The following is a 22,227-nucleotide window of genomic DNA, read 5'->3' on the forward strand; positions in this document are numbered from 1 at the left end:
GCTTGGTTCTTTTAGCCCCTGCTGTTACCTTATATCGCTTTAGGTTGCTTATCAACCGCGAAAGTTTCATAATATTTGTAGGAGTGCCATGCAAACATGCAAGAACTTCTTCGTGTACGCACAGCTTGACACAGATATTATGGATTAGGAGTGAAGCAGTCATGAATGATACGATTTCCTTGTTGATGAATCATCGGTCTGTACGAAAATTCAAGTCAGACGCCGTTACCGACGAGCAGCTCGCAGCTATTGTGGCGGCTGGCCAAATGGCTTCCTCGTCCAGCAATGTGCAGGCTTATACCGTCATTGCCGTTACAGAGCCTGCTTTGAAAACCAAGCTGGCTGAGCTGGCGGGGGGTCAGGCTTACGTTGAGCAATGCCCGGTGTTTCTGGTATGGTGTGCAGATCTATATCGCTTGAAGCAGGTCACAGTTCACCATCAGCCAGGCCAGTCTTCCTACGAAGGTTCCGTCGAAAATTATACAGTTGCGACCATTGACGCCGCGTTAGCTGCACAAAATGCAGCGGTAGCCGCTGAATCACTTGGCTTGGGCATCGTCTACATTGGGGGCATCCGTACGAAAATAGCTGAGGTATCCGAGCTGTTAGGGTTGCCTGAACTGGTATATCCGGTGTTCGGTATGTGTATCGGCGTACCGGATCAGGACACGGGCTTGCGTCCACGTCTTCCGCTGTCCGGTGTTTTGCACATGAACGGCTACGACAAAAATCAGACGATGAAGGCTGTGGAGCTATATGATCACACATCGGCTGAATATTTGAAGGAGCGTACGGGCGGTCAACGATCTACTCCTTGGTCTGAACAAATGGCGGCGAGACTGACTGAGCCTGCACGGTTGCAGTTGAAGCCATTTTTGGAGCAAAAGGGATTTTTGAAGCAAAAGGGATTTTTGAAGCAATAAAGATAGAGCGCCATTAAATAAAGCAGAAGCCTATATAGGACTTATGAAGCTCTCTATATAGGTTTGAAAATACAAAGAACCTTCGGTTACGCGGCTTATGATGCGTAACCGAAGGTTCTTTGCTTTTACTGTAAAAGCAGATATCTTATTCTTCGGGAATTGATTAGTAATATGACTTTATAAATTAGACAGTGAGTAGAAGCGTCTCGTATTTTCATAAAATAATGGGCGGACGGCAGTCTCGTCTTGATGGGTCAGCTTGCTATATGCGCGAATGACGTCGGCAGTCATCCGTGGATGCGTCTGTTGTCCGGTAAAAGCTCCCTCGAACGGCCAGGGACCGTCTGTCTCCACCATGATCTGATCGGACGGATACTGTCTCGCCAACTTGTGAATTTCTTCTTCGTACAGAAGATCGGGTGTGAAGGAGACATAGTAGCCGTTACGGGCCATACGTTCGGTCGTGGCGGCAGAGCCCTTGAACCAGTGAAAATGCGCCTGTGTGACACCATGCCGTTCCAGAAGGTCGCAAGCGATATCGGCATCTTCATAAACGGCGTGCAGCACAATGGGCTTGTCATGCTTCCGTGCAAACCGGATAAAACGCTCCAGCAGCGCTATGTAGGGAGCGTGGTCAAAGAAGGCCCCGCTCCGTAAGGCCTCCAGCCGATTGTAGTAGGGCAGGCCGACTTCGCCAACGGCGACCATCTGCTCTATATGCTTATCCATCCAGTCAAACAGCAGATCAAGCTCGGCTTGTGATGGAAGAGGCTGCTCGGGATGAAACCCGAAGGCCGGGCGTACCAGCCCGGGCCAACGCTCAGCTAACCGCAGATTGGCTTGACAGGAGGCGAGATGCATGGATACGGCTATAATGGCTTCGACGCTGCTATCGGCAAGAGAGGCCAGCAATGGCTCCTGCTGCTCAGGCGGGTAGCTGTCAACATGAATGTGTGCGTCGATCAATGGCGCGGATTCTGTCGTGGTCAAAATGTCACTCATACCGATTCGCTCCGTCACCCGGGGTATTTTTGCGGGCGTTTTCAGCATTGTCCATGCCGTTGTCCAGTTTGTATTTTTCCTCACGCATCCAGCCAGTCATGATCCGCTTCCATTCGCTAAAACGTGGATCAAGGGTGATTTCCTCCCGGCGAGGGCGTGAGAAGGGAACATCTACGACATGCATCACCGTAGCAGGTCGCGCCGACAGTACGTAGATCCGGTCGGAGAGCAGCAGCGCTTCCTCGATGCTGTGGGTGATAAACAGCACAGAACGGCGGTTTTTCTCCCACATCCGCAATAACCATTGCTGCATGTCCGCACGTGTCAGCGCATCCAGGGCGCTGAAGGGCTCATCCAGCAGCATCAGCTCCTGCGGGCTGAGCAGCGCGCGCAGGAAGGCCGCGCGTTGTTGCATACCCCCAGAGAGTGTATGCGGATACGCTTTGGCGAAAGGACCCAGCCCGACCTGCTCCAGCCATTGCAGGGCTTCCTCGCGGCGTTCACGTTCGCTGGTGTACCGTGAGTGTGCCGTATCTTTGCGCGGCGCGTTTTCCTGCCCGAGCAGTACGTTATCCAGCGTGGTACGCCACGGGAAAAGGGCAGGCTGCTGCGGCATATAGCTAATATGCCCGCGTTCACCCGTCACATCCTGTCCGTGCATGCGGATGCGACCCTGCTGGGGCTTGAGCAGCCCGCCGATGATGTGAAACAGCGTGCTTTTGCCACTGCCGGATGGGCCGATGAGGGAGACGAATTCTCCCGGCTTAACGGTCAGGGCCACATCCTGCAATACGGGCAAGGAGCTTCGTCTTTCACGGAAGGCGAGGCTGATGCCATCCACTTCCAACGCTGGAGGAGCCGTCGAAAGCTCCTGCTCCTCTCCGGCTCGTTGTCCATCAGCCATGTTTTGTGGTGATAAGTCAGGCGGATGCAGACTCATACGCGCCACACCCTTTCTTCGAGTTTATTGAATCCATTTGGAAGCTATTCCTGATCCGGTTTCCAGCGAACCAGCCATTTCTCCAGCAGTACGATCATGACAAACATCAGTAAACTGAGTGCAACAATGATGCCAATGGCGGCAAAAATCAAATCCGTGCGATAGGCCGACTTTTGCAGCATCATATAATATCCGATTCCTTCGCTGGCACCGATCCATTCGGCAATAATTGCGCCCATCACGCTGTAGGTGGCAGCAATCTTGATGCCGGAAAATACTTGTGGCAAGGAGTGCGGCAGCTCCAGCTTCATAAAAATGGCCATCCTGCCCGCGCCTGACATGCGCATGTAGTTCATCATCATACGATCCGTCCGTGTCAGCCCGTCCATGGCTGCTACAGCCACGGGGAAAAAGCACACTAACGTAATGACCATCAGCTTGGGCAGCACGCCAAAACCAAACCACACCATCAGCAATGGGCCGAGGGCTATGATCGGAATGTTTTGACTAAGGATGAGCAGTGGATACAGGGCGGATTTGAGAAAAGGAATCGTATGAAGAACGATGGCAATCAACAGTCCCGTAGCAGTCCCGATAGCAAATCCACCAAGCGTCAGGCGAATCGTCGCCCACGTATGGGCACCAAGCAGCTCCGACTGAGCCATGCCCGCCTGTACGATCAGAGACGGAGCTGGCAGTAGCCAGGACTCAACCTGCAAATAGGAAACTGCTCCCTGCCAGGCTGCCAAAAAGAAGAGGACCGCCACAAGGGGCGGCCATACGCTTTTCCACCAGGATGCGTTCTTGCCTTTTGGATTCATGGGCGATATTTTTCGGTCAGCTTGTTCATGCTGATGCCCTGTGGGTTATGTGCGATTTTGATCTGTGAAATGATGCTGGGACTGCCGGCCTCCGTCAATGCCACATGCATTTCTTTAACTATGTTCAGCAGCTCGTCCAGCTCGCCCTCCATAGTCGTCTCCAGTGGATTCACCTGATGTTTGACACCAGAACGCTGTATGACCTCAATCGCCTTATCTACATAAGGGTAAGAGTCCTCGTTATTAGGAGTTTTAGGAATCACTTGAATACTGAGCAAAGTACTAGCCATGCGAATTCACCTGTCCTTCATTTGGAGTGTTTTAGAGAAAATAGGCTGGTTTAAGGCGGGTGAGACCGCTTCGCGTTTCATTTGATCTTACGATCGCTGTTGCCGTGGGATTCTTTGAATAAATTTTAAAAGGTAAGAATCCCACGGCAAAGGCGAACGCTACGCTTCTCCAGATTCAAATGAACCGCTACGCTGCTGCCCGCCTTAAAAGCACCTATTTTTAAAGCTGGTTTGTGTGGTATTTTTAACATCTAAGCGGACCTGCTTAGCGCTTAGATAAGATGAAACTAAAGAATAAACCAAGTTGATCGAGAACGAAGTGGGCGGAATGGTGCTGTACAAGCGCTAGCGTTCGCCTTTGTACCCAGATTTCAACCTCTGGATATACATAAAAGAAATCTGGGTACAACAGCGATGGGAAGCACTATCCGACCGCGTAGTGGCGCTGCATGTACACTTCTAGTTCTTTGACTTTATTAGTTGGTGATTTTAGCGTTTTAGCAAAATGCTCAACGCTTGGGCAAAAAGTCGTTTGTGAAGGCTTTGTCGACTTCCAAAGGCTTGCTGAGCAGCTTGCGTTCGTACATCCAGTCCGAGTAGTTTTGCCATACCTCGGCCTTTTGCACACCCCATTGCGCGGCATCGTCCTGATAACGCGGGCTTAGCCATTTTTGGCTGGCCAGTACCAGCTTTTTGTCCAGCTCCGGTACGGCTTTGCTTAGGATATCCGCGGCTTCTTCCGGGTGAGCAATGGTGTATTCATATCCTTGGGCGGTGGCGTCCATGAACGCTTTGACCAGCTCTGGATCATTCTTAATCGTCTGTTCATTGCTCACAATCACAGGCGTATAGTAATCAAGGCTTTTGGAATAATCTTTTACATACAGCATATCCAGGGGTTCACCTCGAAGTTGAGCCTCGATCCCGGTCCATGCGTAGAAAATCCAGGCAAAGTCGATATCCCGCTTCACGGCTGTAAAATAGTCGGCATTGCCCATATTCATAATCTTCACCTTGCTCACATCGGCCTTGTCTGAATCCATGATGGATTTCATGACCGCTTCTTCTACGGGTGAACCCCAGCCGCCGTATTTTTTCCCTTCAAAATCCTTTGGGCTTTTAATGCCACGGTCTACCGGGGCTGCGAAGCCTGAGGTATTATGCTGAATTACTGCTGCGATAGATACGAGTGGTACACCTTGTGTGCGAGCCTGGGTGACGCCCTCTTGATAGCTGATACCAAAAGGTGCCGCATTCGATGCAACCATTTGATCGGCTCCGCCTGAACCAGGTTGGACAATTTGGACATTCAAGCCCGCTTTTTCGTAAAATCCTTTATCCTTGGCGACATAGAGTCCCGTGTGATTCGTATTTGGTGTCCAGTCAAGTACAACTTTAACATCCTTAAGCCCCTTTGCCGGGGTGGAGGCTGGAGCGTTGGTAGCAGGTGCCGCCTCCTGAGATGTAGAGGGGGAGCCTCCACCGCAGGCGGTCAGTGTCAGGGCCATGAGCCACAGACTAATCAGTCCCAGGCTTAACATTTTCATGCGCTTCATCGTTGTGTTCTCTCCTTTTAATTACCCGTCATCCGTCGAATCAGACAGCTTGTGTTCCCCATTTCATAAAAATAACATCTGCCGGGCGCTATCTCTCCAACAACTTAATCCTCAACAAAAAAAGCGCCCCGTGGTTCCGGGACGCTTGCGCTTGTATATACCAAAGTAAGGGATGGCCTATGAAAAGAAGGCACATCTTAGCTTAAGCATTCCTACGCTGGCATTACCCAGATCAGGTTGTAAGGGTCAGTGTCTTGGGACACACTCTCAGCCGGCCGATTCCAGCACCCCTGGCATTGTATGGTTTAATGGGTTTGTTTATTCGGGTTTACTACGACGATTATATGCCTTGAAGGCGGGGCTGTCCAGCATGGAGGAAGAGGTGACGGTTCATTTGCGAGAAAATTAATTATTTTTTTATAATTACTTTGGGCAAATGACTACTCTTTTGTCTGGCGTTGGATTAAAATAGGAATGGTGGGTTCGAAACTTACATATATGTGCAAAAGTATGTATATGAGCCATACACCTTAATAAGGAGGGGTATATTTTGTTATTTCGTAAAAATTGGTTTAAAGGGTTTACAGCAGCGGTTGTAGCTTGTAGCATGCTGGTGTTTACAGCTGCTCCGTCCTGGGCTGCCACCGATTCTCGGGACAGCGCTACAGTGAATTTGCGGATCATGGAGACAACGGATATTCACACGACGTTGATGAACTACGATTATTATGCAGATAAGGAAACCAACGAATATGGCTTGATTAGCACTGCCGGACTGATCCAGCAGGCGCGTAGTGAAACGAGAAACAGCATGCTGTTTGATAACGGTGATTTGTTGCAGGGCAATCCATTAGGCGATTATATGGCCAGAAACAAAACCTTTTTGCAAGAAGGCGGTGTCCATCCTGTCTACAAGATGATGAACATGATGGGGTATGATGCGGCTACTGTGGGCAACCACGAATTTAACTATGGCCTCGACTTTTTGGAGAAATCGCTTAAGGGAGCCGAATTCCCTTACGTAAATGCGAATGTGTATGTTGACAACGGGGGTCAAGGTACTAAAAATTATTTTACCCCTTATCAGATTCTCAATAAAACGGTAACGGACGAGAAGGGCCAAGAGCACACGCTCAGAGTGGGTGTAATCGGTCTGGTAACTCCTCAAATTATGCAATGGGATGATGCCAATTTGAAGGGTAAGGTCGTTACGAAGGATATTGTGGAAACGGCGAAAAAGTTCATTCCTCAAATGAAAATGGAAGGTGCCGACATTATTGTCGTGCTTGCGCACACAGGTTATGAGGATGCGCCGCAAACGCCAATGATGGAGAATGCAGTTAAATATTTGAGCCAGGTGAACGGAATCAACGCTATTCTGTTTGGGCATGCTCATAAATCTTTCCCCGGCCCTGATTTTAAAGGAATGAGCGGTGTAGATCTGGATAAAGGGACCATTAATGGCGTACCGGCTGTAGAAGCTTCCTCTTGGGGCAAGGAGCTGGGCATTATTGATCTGAGTCTGGAAAAGAAAAAAGATGTGTGGAACGTGACTAATTCCCAGTCTGAAGTACGTCCGGTTGTGAATGCCAAAAATCAGGCTGTGCAGACGAATCAAGATTTTAAGCTGGTAGATGCAATCAAGGATGAGCATAAAGGAACGCTGGATTATGTTCGTCAACCGGTCGGAACCACAACCGCACCGATTACCAGTTATTTTGCATTGGTTCAGGATGACCCATCCATTCAGATTGTGACGAATGCACAAAAATGGTATGTACAAAACCATCTGAAAGGGACCGAATACGAAAATCTTCCCGTATTGTCGGCTGGTGCTCCATTCAAGGCCGGTGGTCGCAACGGTGCCGAGTATTACACGAACATTCCGGAAGGCACGATTGCGATTAAAAACGTGTCCGATCTGTACGTATACCCAAACACGGTTCATGCTGTAGAAGTAACCGGTGCCGAAATCCAGGAATGGCTGGAGTGGTCTGCGGGTCAGTTCAACCGCATCGATCCCAACAAAACAGAGGAACAAGCGCTGATCAACAAAGATTTCCCAACCTACAATTTTGATGTTATTGACGGTGTGAATTACCAAATTGATGTGACTCAGCCTGCACGCTATGATGCCAAGGGAAACATGATTGATTCTTCGGCTCATCGTATCAAGGACTTGCAATACAATGGGAAGGCAATTGATCCTGCACAGAAATTTATCGTAGCGACCAATAACTACCGTGCTTCCTCGTCCAAACTGGCGAATCCGGATGGCAAGCGTATTGTGATGGCAGCGCCGGATGAAAACCGCCAAGTCATTATTGATTATATCCGTACGAACGGAACTATTAATCCGTCAGCGGATGGCAACTGGTCTATTGCTCCTTTCGGTCAGGCTAAGGTTACCTTCGAGTCCTCTCCTGATGCCAAGGATGTGCTGGCTGGAAATCAGCAAATGGCTTACTTGGGCAGCGCGGCAGACGGTTTTGCCAAATACAGCTTAAAAGCTGGCGCGAAGCCTAATACAGCCAATACTCCTGCTAAGGAAGCTGTGGTTCCTGCGAAAGCAACGGCGAAGCCGGCTGTTAAAACAACCAAACCTGCAGCTGCTAAACCAGCTAAAACAACCAAGCCAAAGGCTTCCAAGTAAGTTTGCCCTTCCGGCTTCAGGTTTAATCAGAGCAAAGCAGCAAGTCTCTATTCGGGAGACTTGCTGTTTTTTTTGCCTTTTATGAAAAATAATATTGAAATTGAAAAATGGTGCAAAAGGCTTTGTCTCTTGTCGTACATACACTTAAGTCCTAAGTTTCGACTAGGAACGAGCTTGTTTTTCTTGATTTTATAGTACTTTTGTTCTAGTTATTTGTGATATAATGGTGAAAAAACCGGAAAATTGTTCCCAGGGAGGACCATTATGGCATGCAGCAGTTGCAGTATCATATTACCTATTAGAGATCAAGGATTGCTGAAGATCAGGCACCCCAGGGTGTCGCTTAATCCGGCATTAGATGGCTTGGGTATACTACCGCAACAATGCTGCGAGGACGGAATAGTGTTTAAGTATGACAGCCATTCAGAGCTGGAACAACTGGTTAGCGGACTGGCTCGTCTTCCCCAGGAATGGCTGCTACATATGGAGGCTGTGGTGACCGGGCTGAATCATGTGGAAGGATATGAGGACTGGCTTCTATTTAGCCAATTGCAAGCCAGAATTCAACACCCGGATATGATGAGTATCATTAGGGATAAAAGCTTTTCAAGCCACATGCAGCCTATTGTTGACCACAACCTGAACATTATCGGGTTTGAGTTTTTACTGCGTCCGTCACATTCGGAGCGGCCCTTTCAGCCTTTTCGGCTGTTTGAAATTGCCCGTGAAGCCGGCTTGCATGCTCATTTGGATCGCTTGGCTCGTATTTCCGCTATTGAAAAAAGTGCAGCATGTCTCCCTGCGGGGATTAAACGGTTTATTAACTTTCTCCCTTCAACCATCTATAATCCAGCCTATTGCTTGAATCATACCTTTGAGACGATTGATCGGTTGTCCATGAATACGGAGGATTTTGTGTTTGAGGTCGTAGAGACGGAAGAAATTGACGACCTGAATGTTTTGCATCAAATTTTTGAACAATATCGCACTCGAGGAGTTTCAGTGGCACTGGACGATGTGGGGGCAGGATATTCTACGACAGAGCTTATGAATTGCCTCCAGCCGGATTATGTCAAAATTGATCGAAGTTTAATTGATGGCTGTCATCGCAACAGTGATCAGCAGCGACAAATTACGGGGATCGTGGAATCGGCTTCTCGCTTTGGCGGCAAGGTGCTGGCTGAAGGCGTTGAGCGGATGGAGGATTTTGAATTTTGTCGTGAAGCCGGTGTGTCCCTGGCTCAGGGTTATTTGTTTGGCAAGCCGGAGCCCCGCCCGCCCTCCGATTTTGTACTTAGTAGAGTAGTGTAGTCATGAGCACATTTAAATCGGCGTAGTTTATAAAAAGTGGAGCTTAAATGGGGCTGTCCCATAAGCAAGTTCCAATCATATTGGACAGTGCTTATACCACCATGAATGTAAAAAAAACGCGAGTGCAGAGGTTATTTCACCCCTGCAACTCGCGTTTTTTGGTCCATGCTTGCTCACCTGAGCAAGCTATGAGCAAGCGAAAGCCACCCTGTCTTCAATTTAACTTGGGTAAGGAACATTAAAAACCCGGGAGCAGTATACGACACGTTTTATTTTTAAAGTAAAGATTGACGTTTTGAAGACAAATCGATACAGTGTATTATACAAGAAACATTGTTTCTTGTATAATACACTGTATCCATACTGGGTAAAAAATTGAACATCGCAGGGAGGACAACCAAAATGAAAGCAGTGCAACTGAAAAACGGTTTTGGCTTTGAAGAATTAACCTTGACGGAACTCGACATACCGATGCCGGGACGGCTGGAAGTTCTGATCCGCATAAGGGCAGCATCTCTAAATTACCGGGATTTGGTGATTATTAACGGAGTAATGCCGGTCGACATTCAATTTCCATTCATTCCGTTATCCGATGGAGCGGGTGAAATTGTAGCTGTGGGCGAAGAGGTGACAAAATTTCAGGTTGGACAAAGGGTAGCGGCAAATTTACAGCAGAAATTCATTGGCGGGAGCACGAGAGCGGAGGTATTAAAGGACAGTCTGGGAGGGCCACTCAGTGGAGTGGCGGCTGAATATATTGTTCTGCATGAAGAAGGAGTCGTCGCCATTCCGGATCACCTTTCTTGGGAGGAGGCTTCCACTTTGCCGATTGCGGCATTAACCGCATGGAGCATGCTGATGGAATCCGGCGGGCTGCAAGCAGGGGATACGGTGCTCTTGCAAGGAACAGGCGGTGTTTCCATCTTTGGGCTTCAATTCTCTCTGATGGCGGGAGCACGGGTAATTATCACATCGAGCAGCAATGACAAGCTGGAACGGGCAAAAACTCTCGGCGCATGGCAGACAATCAACTATTCGGAAGTTCCCGAGTGGGATAAAGCGGCTCTGGAGCTGACAGGAGGAGTCGACCATGTCCTAGATGTGGGGGGAGCGGCAACAATGGCGCAATCCATCAATGCACTTCGTACCGGAGGGACTGTGAGCATGGTCGGATTCTTATCGGGCTTGACCATTCCTAAGTTCGATGTCACCAGCATTTTGCAGAAGGCTGCGACGATTCGCGGCAGTCAAGTCGGTAACCGGGAACATTTCGAAAACATGAATCGTGCCATTTCCCACCATCGTTTACATCCTGTCATCGACCGGGTATTCCCGCTCAGCCGAATCGGCGAAGCCTTCACGCTTTTGGCCGAAGGGAAACAGTATTTCGGTAAAATCGTCGTTCAATTATAAATATTATTCACATCACATAGGAGGCACTCTAATGCCCAGTAAACCTGATTTGTCTGTCAAAGATTCTCAAGGAAGAAAGAATAAGAAACCGCGTAAATGGGTACGCAGAACCGGATTATCGTTGCTGGCGGTAATCCTTCTGGGAGTGGTTATTTTTATGCTCATCCCTTCCCCTGTCCAGCCTGCAAAATGGCTTGCACCTTCGGCCCCCTCTTTTGAAGAAGCGGGTCCATGGCAACAAAACAACAAACTCAGCTCCGCAGAGCTTGTTACAGATGCCCCTAAGTTTCCGGAATTTATCACCTTTGACAAGGAAGGTAATTTATATACGGGAGACTCGGACGGGAAAATTTATAAGGTTGCCTTTGATACAAAGGGCAATCCGCAAAAGGCCCAGCTATATGCAGATACCAAAGGAACGCCCAATGGACTTATGTTTGACGCAAGTGGAAATCTGATCGTTACGGATGTTAAGAAGGGGCTGCTGTCGGTAGATCCTTCCGGAAACGTGACGGTGTTGGCCAATCAAGTCGACGGCACACCGATCTATTTGGCCAACGAGCTGGATATTGCCAAAGACGGCACCATTTATTTTTCTGACACCTCCAATTATGGCAGTGTAGTCTTCAAAGAAATCGCCGAGAACAAGCCGCATGGACGTTTGCTGAAATATGATCCGGCGACCAAGCAGACGACAGTTCTGTTGGAAGGCCTTTATTTTGCGAACGGAGTTGCCTTGTCTGCGGACGAAGATTTTGTGCTTGTGGCAGAGTCGTATCACTACCAATTGACCCGATACTGGCTCAAAGGGCCGAAGAAGGGGACTTCGGATATTTTTGCGGATAATCTCGCCGGTTTTCCAGATAACATTACGCGTGATGATCAAGGCCATTTCTGGGTCGGTCTCTTCACGACACGTATTCCCTTTGTAGATCAGATGCATGGAAGCCCGTGGCTGGCTGGAATGATGGCCAAATTGCCTCAATCGCTGCTCAGCGGTGCAAGCGCACCAGTGAAGCATGGGCTTGCTGTGGAGCTTAATCCACAGGGTGGACTCATCGGAAGCTGGCATGATCCTGAAGGTTCGCTTTATGGGGTAACTACGGCTGTAAACCATGACGGATATTTATATATAGGTACAGCTCCTGGAGGTAGCCAGGGTGTTCATCGCGTGCTTTTAAGCAATTAAGCTTGGGGAGGGTTTAATATGATATTGGATGAGTTGAAATTATCATGGAATGCGAAGGAAAGCCTGGCCGGGAAAGTAGCTTTGGTAACAGGCGCAAGCAGCGGTATTGGGGCATCGATTGCAAGAAAACTGGCAAAGCGAGGCGCGTATGTAGCTGTATTGGCACGCCGTCAGGAGCGATTGGACGAATTGGTTCGCGACTTGCACCAAGAGGAATTGTACGAGGTCATGGCAATACCTGCCGATATCCAAAAAGCTAAAGACGTACAGCAGGCGGTCCACACCATTCTTGAACACTGGGGGCGGCTTGACATTATTGTTGCCAATGCCGGCTTCGGGTATCGAAGCCCTTTGGCAGAAGTGGAACTGGAAAGATGGGAGGAGCTTTACAAGACGAATGTGCATGGTCTTGTCCTGACACTGAAGTACGGACTTCAGCCAATGAGGGAACAGGCCAAGGGGGATGTTGTTATTGTCTCTTCTATTGCAGCGAAGGAAGTGGTTGCCGGAGGAGGGCTATACAGCGCTACCAAGTACGGCGTTAGCGCCATAGCCTCCGCATTGCGTTTGGAGACCAATACGCATGGAATTCGTGTAACTGCGATTCACCCCGGGGCGGTGGCGACGGAATTTTCGCAGGTGGCGGGATATCCCGAGCAGGAGATTCGGGCGTTTGCTTCGAGCGTTTTGCCGCTGCATCCCGATGATGTCGCAGAAGCTGCCCTTTATGCACTGGAGCAGCCGGAGCATGTCAACATTCCGGAGTTGACCATTATGCCTTCGAGGCAGGCCCAGCGGTTCAAATAGAGCGGTATTTATTCTGCTCACAAACGGACAGTAATTTTTAAAGTCCCGATATAACGACCTAGAATGATTGAGCCGGAAAGTGTGTTGGAGGGGGATGCTTTCGCTTGACCATAACCTGCTCAAATGGGCGAGCATGATTCAAAATGCGCGAGTTATAAGGGGAAATAACCCTTGAACCCGCGCTTTTTTTTACGCTAATGACGAAGCGTGCACTGTCCAATAAAGTTTAAAACCGGCTTTTGGAATAGTTCCATTTACTATAGAGAAGATAATATCTGTGAAAATTTTGGCTCCACGTTCGCTCATCCAGTCATCGTGAGCACAGCTATAGCGTGATAACGTACAGACCTAGCGGCGTAGTTGCACTACCTGCCACCATGAAGCTGAGAGCATAGCTGGACCTGCCGGGGGGAACGCTGATATCAGCCAATCGGCATACCTTGGTATTATCTTGTAGCAGAGGAATACCATATACGCGATTGTCTATGCGTACAGACCCGGCGAATGCACCCCCGCGTGGGTTCGCATAAATCCGCACGGTACGCATCTCGTCACTGTCATTAACGATGGGAATGGTCGCGTTGTATATGGTGCCGAATTGTCCGCGGTTGTCCAGCGCAGGGCCCAGCTCGCTGCGTGCCCCGGTAAACAGCAGATCGGCAGGAGTCTCGCCGTTCAGTTTTTTAGTGGCACACGCCCGATAATTGGCGCTTTGCCCTACCACGTATACCGGCATCCGCGCATTCGTTTCGGAAAAGGGCCATACCCCCCGTGGATGCGCCTGCGGTGGAGGTACGGGAAGAAGCGCATCCGTATGAATCTGGCGCAGGTCGACCCGTGTGTCCTTGCTGACCACGGTGCGAATGACGTAGTCCAGCGTACCGTGGCCTTCGCCATATTCCACGGTGAAGTCATAAGTGAATCCGACCAGCGATCCTTCAGGCAGCTCGAATTCCTCCAACAGGGTGGTGCCTCTGCCGAATTTATGACGGTCAACGGGCTTCCGACGTTTCATCGTACCCGCCAAACATCTTTTGGCAATGGATTGCCCGACATCTATAATCCAGTTGCCATCCTCAGGCGCAATCTCTAGAGCGCGTTCCATATGGCGTACTTCCAGCACAGCATGATTTTTGTTTTCCACCGTAATGCCTAGCTTAACGGGGCCTCCAATTTTGTTGTAATGCCAGCCGAAAATGCGGTGCTTGACCGTTCGGGTTGTGGTACGAACCACATCATGCCACAGGGTGGCTTGCTCGGTAGGTACAGTTACGTGGGTAAGTGTCTCCGGGTTATCGCTAAGCATCAGGCGGCGGGTTCCCCCTTCGGTGGCTGACTCCACATCCACATGGATATTTGGCGGGATTACAGCAGACTCTACAATCAGATCTCTAGGCTCCTTGGATCGATGATTCACATGAATTCCTCCTTTGATTTAAGAATGGCATCGCTTCTGGTTCATGTATATGCTGTCTTATTCCTTCAAAAGGTATTGCGTGTATGTTAACAGCATAAGCTATTGGATGTACAGAGAAGCTACAGGAGGGAAACATGCTTAAAAAAATATGGTGGAAGAAAGCTGTGGTATATCAGGTATATCCCATCAGCTTTCAGGATTCTGATGGAGACGGAAAAGGAGATTTGCGGGGTATCCAGTCCAGACTGGATTATCTGTGTGAGCTGGGTATTGATGTAATCTGGATTTGCCCGGTGTACAAATCGCCCAATCATGATAACGGCTACGATATTAGTGATTATTATGCCATTATGGATGAGTTTGGGACGATGGATGACTTTGATGAACTCCTGCACAAGGCGCATGAACGAGGCATCAAAATTATGATGGATCTGGTATTAAACCACACATCAGATGAGCATCCGTGGTTTACGGAATCACGCTCATCCAAGGATAATCCGAAGCGGGATTACTACATATGGCGAACAGGCAAAAATGGCGGATATCCGAACAACTGGGAATCGTATTTTTCTGGTTCTGTGTGGAAATATGACAAGCTTACAGACGAATATTACATGCATTTGTATTCCGAGCACCAGCCGGATTTGAACTGGGAAAATGAAGAGATGGTAGGCGAGCTCTATCGTATGGTGGAATGGTGGCTAAAAAAGGGGATCGATGGTTTCCGTTTTGACGCCATTGCCCATATTGTCAAAGCCGAAGGACTGCCGGATGCTGATAATCCCGATAAAAGAACATTGGTGCGAGCCTATCAGCTTTTTTCCAATCTGGAGCAGGTACATGATCTTTTGCGCATGCTGAATGAAAAAGTGCTGATGCGCTATCCCTTAATGACCGTCGGTGAGACCTCTGGTCTGGGCCCGGAGCAGGCGCTTGATTATGTGGGTGACCAACGGCATGAGCTGAATATGGTTTTCCAGTTTGAGCATATGTTTGTCGATGCCCAAGGACAAGGGACTGAAAAATGGAAATTCAAGCCGTGGACACTGGTGGAGCTGAAACAAATTATGAGCCGTTGGCAGACTGTGCTTCATCTGGAAGGATGGAACGCCAATTATTTGAACAATCATGATCAGCCGCGTGCCCTGTCACGATTTGGGGATGATGGGCAGTATCGTGTGGAGTCAGCCAAAATGCTGGCAACCTTCACACATATGCTCGAAGGTACGCCTTATATTTATCAGGGTGAGGAAATTGGCATGACCAATATCGCATACCCGTCGATTGATGATTACCGGGATGTGGAGACGTTAAATTATTATGAGCAGCAACGGAAGATAGGCGAGCCGGAGGAAGAGATTATGGCTGCGATTTGGAGAAAAAGTCGGGATAATGCACGTACCCCTATGCAGTGGAATGATGGGTATGCAGCGGGTTTTACTGACGGAGAGCCATGGATGAAAATGAACGATAACTATACGTACATCAACGCGGAGGCGGAGAGAAGGAACCCGGATTCGATTTTTCACTATTACCGTAAGCTGATTGCTCTGCGCAAACAGCATGAGGTCATTGTTTATGGTGAATATAAGCTGCTGCTGCCGCTTGATACAGAACTGTATGTATTCATCCGCATGCTGGGACAGGAGCATTTGCTGGTCATTCTGAATTTCTTTGACCGTGATCCGGTTTTCCATTGGCCCGAGGAAGATGGCTACGCTGCTGCCAAAGCGGAGTTGCTGCTGTCTAACTACGAACCGGCACAAGGGGAGAATTTACATGAATTGAAGCTGCGCCCTTATGAAGCAAGGGTGTATAAGCTGATTTTAAAATAGCATCGAATCTCTAGCGTTCCTTACTCGCCAGAAAAGCCCGATTCACACCGGCCTACCGTAGGCACATGTGGATCGGGCTAATAGCATTTAGCGACTCGTCAAATTCAGCTTTAGCTTTAGTGGTAATGCTTAACTTTAAGGTCGTTCAGGCTTTTGAATTCATAGCCTTGCTTGCGAGCTTCGTCGATAATCGAACCCAAGGCCTCGGCATTATCCTTGGATACAGAATGGAGCAGAATGACCGCTCCGGGGTGGAGCTGACGCATGACCTGCTGATAGGCATAGTCTGCTCCCTGCTGGATATTTGTATCCCAGTCCTTGTAAGCCACAGACCAAAATACGCTTGTATATCCGGCTTCTCGACAGAGGGCCAATGCCTTTTCGTTGAAAATGCCGCGAGGCGGCCGGACGAATTTCATTTCCTTTTGTCCGGTTAGCTCTGCCGATGCATTTTGTACCCGATCCAGCTCGGACCGAATCTCTGCTGGAGAAATGGTGCTCATATCAGGATGGCTCCATGAATGGTTGCCGATAATATGGCCCTCACTCGCCATACGGCGCATCAAAGCTGGCTGGTCCTTTACAAAATGCCCGGTTACAAAGAAGGCGGCTGGCACCTTTTTAGCCTTTAAGACATCCAGCACCTTGGGCGTGTATCCATTCTCATAGCCGTTGTCAAACGTGAGAAATAATTCTTTTTTCGTAGTATCCCCTAGAAAGATGCCACCTTGTCTTTCAATCAGGTGCATAAAGCCCTCTTGTGCGATAGAAGGCAGCTCGCCTCCCTTACTTTTTTTAAACCCAAAATGATAAGGCTGTCCGTCAACAGTCTGAGCAGCGAGTAGGGGTTCACCCGTAACTGCTAACATCCCCATAACCGCAACGCATAGCCATAAGGCCAATATTCGCTTCATGTAAGTTCCTCCGCTTTCGTCCCGTTTGGGCAAGGTGTGTATGTTTCGGCATATTCCATATGGTCTGCAATACCATGCCTGTTTATACAAAGATGCTCTCAACTGAGGACGAACACGGCTTTTGACCAAAAACACATATGGACATGAATATTAAAGCAGAGCATAAAAAACCGCTTCGCAGCTTCCCTTGAAGCGGTTTTTACATGGATGGAAATACTCGCTTTTTGTGCGAATTACCGTGTTTTGGTAATCAGATACGGAGTGACCGTTCTAGTGACATTCGTTGGATTTTCGATAATCAATATCCATTGAGTATCCGTAGCCGGAAAGCTGTCGGTAGGCCATGCCGAGGCTAAGTTGGTAATGGTCCAGCCTGCATTGATGACAACCCTGCCAGATCCGGCATTAAAAGTAATAGTGAGAAAGCTATTGGGTGCGATGGTAAATGGGCTGAATTCACTGCGTAAAAATCCATTGCCGAGGTCTCCGGTAGCACGGGCTCTTGTTGGGCCAAGGATGACTTTTCTGCCCTTACCCGCGGCTGCTTTCTTTTTCAGTGATGAGCTTTTTGTTTTCATATGTTGTCCCCTCCTTTTCTCCTGATTGTTTAGCATATGAAGTTGAAAGTATCCTAGATTGGACGAACTAACGTATCCAGTGAACTAAATTCGACTAAATTCATATCAGCCTCTTTTCTCTATGATCTATTATTCGCCGATACAAGCTTTGCTACTCTAGCATATGCATATAGCATATCTCTTCAGAGATTTGAGGAGATCACGTATATATAAGGAGGTAATTCTTTTGGGAAGAAAAAGAAGAAGTGGATTTAAAAATAAAAAAATTTCAGTAGACGTCAGACAATCTTCTTCAGCTCAGACAGGACAAGGTGGCAACCCGATTTCTATCAATGCTTCTGATGTCGGGGTAGTAAGAACAGATGTTCAAAATAAGTAATCTGTCTTATATCAAAGTTTCATCGTCAATATCAAAAGACCACCGGAATATACAGGTTTCCTAACCTGCTCATGGTGGTCTCACTTGTATGGCCGTGCTCGTATGGTACTCCCGCCGACATGAGCCTATATAGGCATTATGCCAGGCTTCACTGACCGGACAGGTACTGCCTTCAGCACGGCGTAGCCGTAGGGTTGAAGCTCGGCCTTTAAGCCTTCCGTTCCTATGGACCACTTGCTTTCGCCAAAGGCTAATTGCCATTCCTGCTCGGGAATGTCCAGTTCAAAAATATGATCCTCATCGGAACGGTTGAGCAGCACGAGCAGCACTTCTTCCTCGCTCCGGCGTTCATAGGCGAGGGACGAGCTTTTCGGCTGTGCCTCCAGAAAAGTAAGGCTTCCCTTGGCGCGGAGGGCTGGATGCGCCTTGCGAAGCGCAATCAGCTTGCGGTAAAAATCGAATAGCTCATGATCCTGCTTATCGGTGTCCCACTCCATGCACTTGCGGCAGCCTGGATCGGCCTCTCCATCCAGGCCGATCTCATCACCGTAATAAATGCAGGGTGCGCCCATGTACGTGAACTGGAACATAGCGGCCAGCCACATCAGCCGCTTGTCACCTCCGCACAGCGTCAGCAGGCGTGGCGTGTCGTGGCTGTCCAGCAGGTTGAAGGCTACTTCAGATGCCTGTTGCGGATAGCGGGCCAGCTGTTGTCCGATGGCAAAGGCGAAGCTTTGGGCATCGGTCACTTTTTTGACGAAAAAATCATTCACCGCATAGGTGAACGGATAATTCATCGTCGCATCGAACTGGTCACCCTGTAGCCATTCTGACGACTCATTCCACATTTCCCCCAAAATGTACGCATCCGGATTGGCCTGCTTGACCGTCGTACGGAATTCTCGCCAGAAGGCGTGATCCACTTCGTCAGCCACATCCAGCCGCCAGCCGTCGATGCCGATCTCCTCAATCCAATGCTTGGCCACGCCCAGCAGGTACTTTTTTACCTCAGGATGCTCAGTGTTCAGCTTGGGCATCATCGGCTCCAGCCCGAATGTATCGTAGGTCGGTGTGTCATCCACCACTTCCAGCGGGAAGCTATGTATATGGAACCAGTCCTTGTAAGGGGAAGCTTCGCCTTTTTCCAGCACGTCAACGAATGGCTTGAAGGTACGCCCTGAATGGTTGAATACCGCATCAAGCAGCACCCGTATTCCCTGGTCGTGGCAGGCATTCACCAGTTTCTTTAATATCTCCTTGTCCCCGAAATGCGGGTCTACCTCCATATAATCCTCGGTATCGTATTTATGATTCGTCGTTGCCTTGAAGACAGGAGTCATATACAGGGCGCTAATCCCCAGCTTGCTCAGGTGATCCAGATGATCCAGAATGCCCTGTAGATCCCCACCGAAAAAATTGTCTCTTTGCGGCGTGCCACCCCATGTCTCCGCACCTTCCGGGCTAATGGAAGGGTCACCGTTCGCAAAGCGTTCCGGGAAAATCTGATAAAATACGGCATCCTTCACCCATGCAGGAGGCTTGAGAATATCAATCGGATTCAAAAACGGGTATTGGAACAGATGATCTGCATTTTGGGGTTCCTCGGTAGTAAAGTCATCCTCATTCATCCACAGGCGTTCATCTCCATCTTCCAGTAAGAATCCATATTTCAGCCGACGATGAGTAGGCTTTACGGTGCATTCGTAGTAATCAAACCTGCCGTCGGTGGCAAATTTGGACATCGGAACAAGCTGCCGGGTACGTTCCCAGTCGTACTTATCTACGGTTAGAGCGTGAACGGTGGTCAGGTCATTTTTCTTGGTGCGAAGCCGCAGGAATATCGTTTCATGATCATAGCCAAAAGCCCAATTACGTTTCGGGTGATGGTATATCGCTTCCAGTAGCATGGAATAGCCTCCTTTTTCACAAGCCATAAAATTTGAAATCGTATAGCGTATGTCGTATAAGGTAGTTATTAACCTTTTTAGGCGAGTTATGTACCATAAATGCTATAATGCCCATTACATAAAAGAAAAAAAGATAAGCAGGTGTCTATGATGAAAACAAGTGTACTGTACATTGAAGATGATCAGGATATCGGTGCTTGGATGCATCAATATTTGGAAGAACGAAATTACACTGTAAGATGGCTTCGCAGTGGGGATGGGGCTGTAGAAGCAGTCCATACGTGCCAGCTAGTCATTTTGGATGTGATGCTGCCCGGTCTGGATGGCTTTACCATTGGCAAACGGCTCAAGAAAGAGCGCCCGGAGCTTCCGATTCTTATGTTATCAGCCCGTACCTCCATTGACGATAAGCTGCAAGGGCTGGATTTTGCCGACGATTATGTGACAAAGCCCTTTCACCCGGATGAGCTCATTGCACGAATGGAGGTTTTGCTGCGTCGAACAGGTACCGCACCCGAAGAATCTATACAACTGGTACATCTCACGGTGTACCCTCCTGATAACCGTATTGTGAATCGTGATACCGGGGAAGAAATTACGTTAACAGGCAAGCAATATCATATTTTTGCTTATTTGCTGCGGCATTTGGGCCAGATTATGACCAAGGAGCAAATGTATGAGGCTGTGTGGGGCGATCCGTATATCGACGGAGACAAGACACTGATGGTTCATATCCGGCACCTGCGCGAGAAGCTGGAGATTGACCCTGCGAATCCCCGTATCATAGAAACGGTCCGTGGTGTAGGCTATCGGGTGAAAGCGTAGTGAGCGGGCTGCGTAAAGGTGGGGGGAGGCTGCGGCGTAGCTTGGAATCTGGTCAGGGAGGGCGATTTCGAAGTTCGCTGTTATTTCGCTATCTGCTCATTATTGTGGTAGCCATGTTGCTATTGCCTATTATTTTGCCTGCCACCATGATTATCTATGATATGTTGTTTAACTGGAAGACGAGTCTCACGCCTAAGAACCCAAGCTACCCCTCCTTTGCCCATACCGAAAGTAGCTGGCATCGTGAAGCTGTAGCCTTGAAAGGAGCCTCACCCGAGCAAATCTCGGCCCATCTGCGCAAAATACAGCGGGACATATTTCCCGATTCGCAGATATTTTGGGTGGATGCTACCGGGAAAACAAGGTTGGAGCTACCCACTCAACCAGAAGTTCCAGATCAATGGAGTGCGGCGCAAGCTATCGCCTTTATGAAGCAAGCAAGCTACAAGGGACCGTTCACAGTAGTGGCCTTTATTGGTGGCGGCAAAGAAGATGTGAATCAGGGTTACATGGTATTAAAAGTGCCCCGTTCATTCTTTGAACAGCAGCATACAAATAGCAGCATATTGATGTACTACCTCTTTTTCATAGTATTGATGCTTGCAGGCTTTATATTCGTGTCTCTCCTGTTTTTTGTAGGCATTCGGCGCAGACTGGTGCGGCTTCAGGCGGCCATGTCGCAGCGAGGGGAGGATGGATTACCCATTTTTGTCACTACTGGACGCCCGGATGAAATCGGCAAGCTGGAGGAAGCGTTCAATCAGATGGTTGAGCAGTTGGCAGATAGTCGGGGACGTGAGCGACAGGAGGAAGAGCTGCGGAAAAGGCTGGTCGCGGATCTGTCACACGATATTCGGACACCGCTTACGGTTGTGCGCAGTCATCTGTACACACTGGATGCGGAAAATCTGAGCAGCAAAGGGAAGCAGTCGATTACGCTGATGGAAAACAAGTTAAAGGACCTTGGGAGTCTGATCGACAACCTGCTTACCTACAATCTGCTATCCAGTGGCAAATACACATTGCATAACGAACCACGCGATATCCTGCGGCTGGTGAGGGAATGTGCAGCCAGCTGGTATCCGGTGTGGGAAAAGGAAGGCTTTGAGGTGGATATCGATCTGCCCGAGCATAGTATCGTATGGAAGGTCGATGAGCAGGGCTTCCGCCGTTTGCTGGATAATATTTTCCAAAATGTAGTTCGCCATGCCGCTTCAGGCTGCTATATTGGGATTCATGTACAAGAGCATTACGGGAAATCGGCGCTAGTTATTGCAGATAAAGGTCCGGGAATGGAGCGCCAGTCTTGTGAAAAAGGAGCGGGGATTGGCTTGGCGATTACGGAATTGTTGGCTCGTGAAATGAAGCTGGAGAGGGATATTGTCAGTTCCTCTGCCGGGACACAAATTCGCCTCTTAAACAAAACTTAAACAAAGGGTTCCCTCAGCTTTAAACTTGGTACGTTAC

General features: G+C 48.8%; 20 protein-coding genes and 1 riboswitch. Of the genes, 10 read left to right on the forward strand and 10 right to left on the reverse strand.

The genetic code is table 11. From position 1 onward, the window contains the following. Window positions 1-161 precede the first annotated feature (161 nt). Window positions 162-923 (forward strand): oxygen-insensitive NADPH nitroreductase, encoded by a 762-nt coding sequence (nfsA, locus tag BAZ21_RS18885; protein ID WP_068504021.1) that lies wholly within the window; start codon window positions 162-164, stop codon window positions 921-923. Between the two features lie 177 nt (window positions 924-1,100). Here nfsA and BAZ21_RS18890 read toward each other — a convergent pair whose 3' ends face one another. From BAZ21_RS18890 to BAZ21_RS18910, 6 genes are all read right to left on the reverse strand, one after another. After that, complete coding sequence (locus BAZ21_RS18890) at window positions 1,101-1,925, reverse strand: TatD family hydrolase (RefSeq protein WP_068504023.1); 825 nt, start codon at window positions 1,923-1,925, stop codon at window positions 1,101-1,103. Continuing rightward, window positions 1,918-2,865 (reverse strand): ABC transporter ATP-binding protein, encoded by a 948-nt coding sequence (locus BAZ21_RS18895; RefSeq protein WP_068504025.1) that lies wholly within the window; start codon window positions 2,863-2,865, stop codon window positions 1,918-1,920. The genes BAZ21_RS18890 and BAZ21_RS18895 overlap by 8 nt, the downstream gene beginning before the upstream one ends. A 44-nt stretch (window positions 2,866-2,909) precedes the next feature. Then, window positions 2,910-3,686 carry an ABC transporter permease gene (locus tag BAZ21_RS18900; protein ID WP_068504026.1) on the reverse strand — a complete coding sequence of 259 codons (777 nt, stop codon included), beginning with the start codon at window positions 3,684-3,686 and terminating at the stop codon, window positions 2,910-2,912. Next, entirely contained in the window at window positions 3,683-3,976 is a 294-nt protein-coding gene (locus tag BAZ21_RS18905) for a thiamine-binding protein (RefSeq protein ID WP_068504028.1), read from the reverse strand. Before BAZ21_RS18905 ends, BAZ21_RS18900 begins: the two co-directional genes overlap by 4 nt. Window positions 3,977-4,101: 125 nt before the next feature. Next, window positions 4,102-4,227 carry a hypothetical protein gene (locus tag BAZ21_RS29790; RefSeq protein ID WP_256021855.1) on the reverse strand — a complete coding sequence of 42 codons (126 nt, stop codon included), beginning with the start codon at window positions 4,225-4,227 and terminating at the stop codon, window positions 4,102-4,104. 258 nt (window positions 4,228-4,485) lie between these two features. Then, on the reverse strand, window positions 4,486-5,532 hold the full coding sequence (locus tag BAZ21_RS18910) for an ABC transporter substrate-binding protein (protein ID WP_068504030.1): 1,047 nt from the start codon (window positions 5,530-5,532) through the stop codon (window positions 4,486-4,488). Window positions 5,533-5,724: 192 nt separating this feature from the next. Then, window positions 5,725-5,834: riboswitch (TPP riboswitch) on the reverse strand. A 248-nt stretch (window positions 5,835-6,082) separates the two neighbouring features. Here BAZ21_RS18910 and BAZ21_RS18915 point away from each other — a divergent pair. The 5 genes from BAZ21_RS18915 to BAZ21_RS18935 all read left to right on the forward strand — a co-directional run bounded on the left by BAZ21_RS18915 (window position 6,083) and on the right by BAZ21_RS18935 (window position 12,905). Beyond that, window positions 6,083-8,185, forward strand: a complete 2,103-nt coding sequence (locus BAZ21_RS18915) for a bifunctional 2',3'-cyclic-nucleotide 2'-phosphodiesterase/3'-nucleotidase (RefSeq protein ID WP_068504032.1) — start codon at window positions 6,083-6,085, stop codon at window positions 8,183-8,185. 264 nt (window positions 8,186-8,449) lie between these two features. Next, window positions 8,450-9,496, forward strand: a complete 1,047-nt coding sequence (locus tag BAZ21_RS18920) for an EAL domain-containing protein (protein WP_068504034.1) — start codon at window positions 8,450-8,452, stop codon at window positions 9,494-9,496. A gap of 402 nt (window positions 9,497-9,898) precedes the next feature. After that, window positions 9,899-10,909 carry a zinc-dependent alcohol dehydrogenase family protein gene (locus BAZ21_RS18925; protein WP_068504036.1) on the forward strand — a complete coding sequence of 337 codons (1,011 nt, stop codon included), beginning with the start codon at window positions 9,899-9,901 and terminating at the stop codon, window positions 10,907-10,909. Window positions 10,910-10,940: 31 nt separating this feature from the next. Beyond that, window positions 10,941-12,098, forward strand: a complete 1,158-nt coding sequence (locus BAZ21_RS18930; protein WP_068504038.1) for an SMP-30/gluconolactonase/LRE family protein — start codon at window positions 10,941-10,943, stop codon at window positions 12,096-12,098. A gap of 18 nt (window positions 12,099-12,116) precedes the next feature. Next, entirely contained in the window at window positions 12,117-12,905 is a 789-nt protein-coding gene (locus tag BAZ21_RS18935; protein ID WP_068504039.1) for an SDR family oxidoreductase, read from the forward strand. A 325-nt stretch (window positions 12,906-13,230) separates the two neighbouring features. Here the strand turns inward: BAZ21_RS18935 and BAZ21_RS18940 are convergent, their stop codons facing one another. Further along, a complete protein-coding gene (locus BAZ21_RS18940; RefSeq protein WP_068504041.1) occupies window positions 13,231-14,322 on the reverse strand; it encodes a hypothetical protein in 1,092 nt (363 codons plus the stop codon). A 134-nt stretch (window positions 14,323-14,456) separates the two neighbouring features. Between BAZ21_RS18940 and BAZ21_RS18945 the strand changes: the two genes are divergently transcribed. Next, a complete protein-coding gene (locus BAZ21_RS18945) occupies window positions 14,457-16,157 on the forward strand; it encodes a glycoside hydrolase family 13 protein (protein WP_068504043.1) in 1,701 nt (566 codons plus the stop codon). A gap of 116 nt (window positions 16,158-16,273) precedes the next feature. Here BAZ21_RS18945 and pdaA read toward each other — a convergent pair whose 3' ends face one another. Together pdaA and BAZ21_RS18955 are read right to left on the reverse strand one after the other, a co-directional pair. Beyond that, a complete protein-coding gene (pdaA, locus tag BAZ21_RS18950) occupies window positions 16,274-17,071 on the reverse strand; it encodes a delta-lactam-biosynthetic de-N-acetylase (RefSeq protein WP_068504044.1) in 798 nt (265 codons plus the stop codon). A gap of 233 nt (window positions 17,072-17,304) precedes the next feature. Further along, window positions 17,305-17,649 (reverse strand): hypothetical protein, encoded by a 345-nt coding sequence (locus BAZ21_RS18955; RefSeq protein ID WP_068504046.1) that lies wholly within the window; start codon window positions 17,647-17,649, stop codon window positions 17,305-17,307. A 226-nt stretch (window positions 17,650-17,875) separates the two neighbouring features. Here BAZ21_RS18955 and BAZ21_RS29085 point away from each other — a divergent pair, with 226 nt between their 5' ends. Continuing rightward, window positions 17,876-18,028, forward strand: coding sequence for a hypothetical protein (locus BAZ21_RS29085; RefSeq protein ID WP_176718177.1), 153 nt, complete (start codon window positions 17,876-17,878; stop codon window positions 18,026-18,028). Window positions 18,029-18,153: 125 nt separating this feature from the next. Here the strand turns inward: BAZ21_RS29085 and BAZ21_RS18960 are convergent, their stop codons facing one another. Then, window positions 18,154-19,935 carry an alpha-glycosidase gene (locus BAZ21_RS18960; RefSeq protein ID WP_068504048.1) on the reverse strand — a complete coding sequence of 594 codons (1,782 nt, stop codon included), beginning with the start codon at window positions 19,933-19,935 and terminating at the stop codon, window positions 18,154-18,156. Between the two features lie 150 nt (window positions 19,936-20,085). Between BAZ21_RS18960 and BAZ21_RS18965 the strand changes: the two genes are divergently transcribed. Both BAZ21_RS18965 and BAZ21_RS18970 read left to right on the forward strand, forming a co-directional pair. Further along, the gene (locus BAZ21_RS18965) at window positions 20,086-20,760 is read left to right on the forward strand and encodes a response regulator transcription factor (protein WP_068504049.1); all 675 of its coding nucleotides are present in this window, start codon (window positions 20,086-20,088) and stop codon (window positions 20,758-20,760) included. Between the two features lie 113 nt (window positions 20,761-20,873). Further along, window positions 20,874-22,190 (forward strand): sensor histidine kinase, encoded by a 1,317-nt coding sequence (locus BAZ21_RS18970; RefSeq protein WP_373441563.1) that lies wholly within the window; start codon window positions 20,874-20,876, stop codon window positions 22,188-22,190. Window positions 22,191-22,227 lie beyond the last annotated feature (37 nt).

The organism is Paenibacillus kribbensis (assembly GCF_001705305.1).
Taxonomy (GTDB): Bacteria; Bacillota; Bacilli; order Paenibacillales; family Paenibacillaceae; genus Paenibacillus; species Paenibacillus kribbensis_B.